At 53.9% G+C, this 3,406-nt stretch carries 4 protein-coding genes; all 4 read right to left on the bottom strand.

What is annotated here, in order from left to right; genetic code table 11:
* Positions 1-912 precede the first annotated feature (912 nt).
* Complete coding sequence (locus tag RYZ59_RS24050; protein ID WP_000534920.1) at positions 913-1,218, bottom strand: hypothetical protein; 306 nt, start codon at positions 1,216-1,218, stop codon at positions 913-915.
* Positions 1,219-1,271: 53 nt separating this feature from the next.
* Positions 1,272-1,523 (bottom strand): hypothetical protein, encoded by a 252-nt coding sequence (locus tag RYZ59_RS24045; protein WP_000181753.1) that lies wholly within the window; start codon positions 1,521-1,523, stop codon positions 1,272-1,274.
* 78 nt (positions 1,524-1,601) lie between these two features.
* Entirely contained in the window at positions 1,602-2,873 is a 1,272-nt protein-coding gene (locus RYZ59_RS24040; protein WP_000457544.1) for a Y-family DNA polymerase, read from the bottom strand.
* Entirely contained in the window at positions 2,873-3,298 is a 426-nt protein-coding gene (umuD, locus tag RYZ59_RS24035) for a translesion error-prone DNA polymerase V autoproteolytic subunit (RefSeq protein WP_000668788.1), read from the bottom strand. Before umuD ends, RYZ59_RS24040 begins: the two co-directional genes overlap by 1 nt.
* Positions 3,299-3,406 lie beyond the last annotated feature (108 nt).

The raw sequence follows: 3,406 nt of genomic DNA, 5'->3' as shown, positions 1-3,406 counted from the left end.
GCTTATCTGCCTGGGACCACGGTCCCACCTGTATCGCCGGTCAGGTTATCTGCCTGGGACCACGGTCCCACCTGCGTCGTCGGTCAGCTTATCTGCCTGGGACCACGGTCCCACCTGTATCGCCGGTCAGGTTATCTGCCTGGGACCACGGTCCCACCTGCATCGCCGGTCAGCTTATCTGCCTGGGACCACGGTCCCACCTGTATCGCCGGTCAGGTTATCTGCCTGGGACCACGGTCCCACCTGCATCGTCTGTCAGCTTATCTGCCTGGGACCACGGTCCCACCTGCTTCGTCGGTCAGCTTATCTGCCTGGGACCACGGTCCCACCTGTATCGCCGGTCAGGTTATCTGTCTGGGACCACGGTGCCACCTGTATCGCCGGTCAGGTTATCTGCCTGGGACCACGGTCCCACCTGCATCGTCGGCACATTATTAGTTAGGGACAACGGTTCAATCAATGCCTGTCACGAACAGGTATTGGCTTGTCGCCAGCAACCCGTTGAGCGGAGTAATCACGCAGCAGGACGGCTGTTACAGGCGATGGTGAAAGCTCTGTTGGGATCTGAACGAAGCATGTTGAGTGAAATTTGCAAAATTTCGCAGAGTATGCGGCTTCATCTTTAAATTTCCGCCAGCATTTTTAAAGCCAGCTACCGACGCTGCGCGTTGGCCGGCCCTTCGTCCGGCGGGTAACCAGTACCGGCCGATCTTACGACCCTGGATGAACATCATCCCGTCAGCAGCGTCTCCACTGTGATGTCGTTTTTCACACTGTCCGATCACAAAATAGAACGGGCAGGGACAACATATGGTAGGAAAAGCAGCTGCCAGAGACACAATATATTGATTACCCACAGTAACGGGGGATAACCATGTGGGTAACATATTGAAAGTGCAACACGTTATCTGATTAATTGACTTTGTAAACGCCGCTGAACCATGAAAAAAAACCGGGGGAATCATCACAGCGCATAAACATACCGTTTTGTTTTTGGGTGACGGCAAGGAGGCCCCTTTTATCACCACATACCTTGTCAAAGGTTTCCATTTCTATCCTTATCAGGCTCTTGTCGTTATTTTCAGGAGAGATCCGGAGATGTTTTGTCAGCCAGACAGGATAGGTATCAGCGTTACGCCAGTACTGCAATTCAATCACTGAAGCCATTCCCCAGACAGCGAAGTATAAGAAAACCACACCTGCGATTTTGCTACCCATATTGTTCCTTAACATTGGCTTAATACATTCCTTGCTCCTCGCACCGGAGCACATCACAGATACTGATTGAGATCCACTTCACGCAGCGGCTGGTTTTGACGTTCTGTTATCGTTTGCACCAGGTCTTTTTCGTCCAGCTCATCGAGCATTTGTTCATACAAAGCCGCGGGCACACAATAAAAAACAGGGCGGTTACGGTCAATTATCTCGACCGGGTAGCCGCCGCGGGCACTGGCGGTGGCCACCGGATCGTTTTTAAGTTCGCTGACGCTGGCAGTCACATCACACAGAATGATATTTGTCATGGTTCCCCCCTGAGACAAGTCACCTGTATGATCGGTAAAGTAAGCTCTGGCGGCAAGTCCCTTCTGTCATTTCAACGGTCAGAAACGGGCAACCGGCAGCTCCTTCCAGCGTGTGGTATATGCCGGTGACAGCATCTCCCGTTTCATCTGCCAGTCCGGCGCAATACCCCGTCCGGCAAACCAGACTTTCCCGAGTCCGGAATGATTAATGCCGTCGAGTACCTTCATCAGCGCATCGCTGTGCGGCCGTGGCTGCACGTCATCGAACAGATTCAGCTGCGCGACGCCGTTCGGACTGAAATCATTGAGCATTATCCCCGCTTTTGCGTAGCGGTGGCCATCGAGCCATATCCTGTCCAGAGACCTGACCGCTGCCGCGATAATGTCCCGGGTGTCACGGGTAGGGGTGTTCAGTTTTTCCGTGGCCACGTTACCGTAATACGGCTCATTAACCGCAAAAGGGGATGTCTTGATGAAGGTGCTGATATGCCGGCAGTACTGTCGCTCACCGCGCAACTTTTCCGCCGCGCGCTCGGCATACTGGCAGACGGCCTGGCGCATTTCTCCGTAGGTGGTGATCCGCTGCCCGAAGCTGCGACTGCAGACAATCTGCTGTTTCGGCGGCGGCGCTTCCTCCAGCGAAATGCAACTCTCGCCGTTCAGCTCACGTACCGTGCGCTCCAGCACTACGTTGAAGTTTTTCCGGATAAATGTAGGGTTCGTCAGCGACAGCTGCAGGGCGGTGGTGATCCCCATAACGTGCAGCTTTTTCGCTATCCGGTTCCCCACGCCCCAGATTTCTTCCACCGGCTGCAGGCTGAGTAATTTTGCCGTTCTGCGTGGATTTTCGGGCGACAGCGCCAGCACCCCACTGAATTGTGGCCATTCCTTTGACGCCCACTGCGCCGATTTGGCCAGTGTTTTTGTGGCGCCGAAGCCGACACCGATCGTCAGTCCGGTTCCACTGAGAACATGCCCACGCAGCTGCCTGCCAAAATCCTCCAGATCCATACAGTGGCTAATTCCCCGGGCATCCAGGAAACATTCGTCAATTGAGTATTGTTCGACGCGGGGCGACAGCTCTTCCAGCAGGGCGACCACACGGTTACTCAGGCTCGCGTAGAGCTCGTAGTTGCTGGAAAAAACGTACAGTTTTTCAGGAAACTGCGCCTCTTTGAGCTGGAACCAGGGGGTTCCCATCTTTATACCCAGCCGTTTGGCTTCAGCACTCCGGGCAATAACGCAGCCATCGTTGTTACTGAGAACGACGACAGGTTTGCCGCGCAAATCCGGCCTGAAAACCTTCTCGCAACTGGCGTAGAAGGAGTTGACGTCTGCCAGGGCGAACATCAGTCTGCCCTCCGGGTTTTATGAATGAAGGCCGTCACCACGCCGAAAATTTGCAGAGTTTCCGGATCCGGGTACAGGGAAGGGAAGTCCGGGTTCATCGCCTGCAGGGCTGGCCGCGGCGTCAGAAGCAGGCGTTTTACCGTAAATTCACCCTCAATTTCCGCGATAACAATATCCCCGTGCCGCGGCTGTTCTGCTTTATCCACGACCATCAGATCGCCGGAATAGAGGCCAATATCAGTCATTGAGTTGCCAATCGCTCTGACAAAATAGGTGGAGTGGCGCCGGTGAATGCAGTACTCATTCAGATCCAGTTCAGACTCAGTATAGTTTGCTGCCGGTGACGGAAAACCCGCAGGGCATCGCTCTGTGAACAAAGGAATTTTTACTATGCTGGCTTCTGATACTGCAGGAATGAACTTCATCGTTTTTTCCCTCGCTTAAAACTGTATATGCATGGGTCTTCCCTTGTTGTGGTGGCTGAAGGCATGATAATGGTGTATTTAATCGCCAGAGGTCACCGCCATGGACGA

The sequence above is a fragment of the Citrobacter sp. HN-141 genome, assembly GCF_033341895.1.
Taxonomy (GTDB): Bacteria; Pseudomonadota; Gammaproteobacteria; order Enterobacterales; family Enterobacteriaceae; genus Citrobacter.
Note: the sequence above shows the minus strand (reverse complement) of the source record. Positions and strands in the feature narration are given on the sequence as shown.

Coding starts and splice junctions, on each gene's coding strand:
- RYZ59_RS24040 (WP_000457544.1), bottom strand. CDS start 2,873: ATGTTCGCCCTGGCAGACGTCAACTCCTTCTACGCCAGTTGCGAGAAG.
- RYZ59_RS24045 (WP_000181753.1), bottom strand. CDS start 1,523: ATGACAAATATCATTCTGTGTGATGTGACTGCCAGCGTCAGCGAACTT.
- umuD (WP_000668788.1), bottom strand. CDS start 3,298: ATGAAGTTCATTCCTGCAGTATCAGAAGCCAGCATAGTAAAAATTCCT.
- RYZ59_RS24050 (WP_000534920.1), bottom strand. CDS start 1,218: ATGGGTAGCAAAATCGCAGGTGTGGTTTTCTTATACTTCGCTGTCTGG.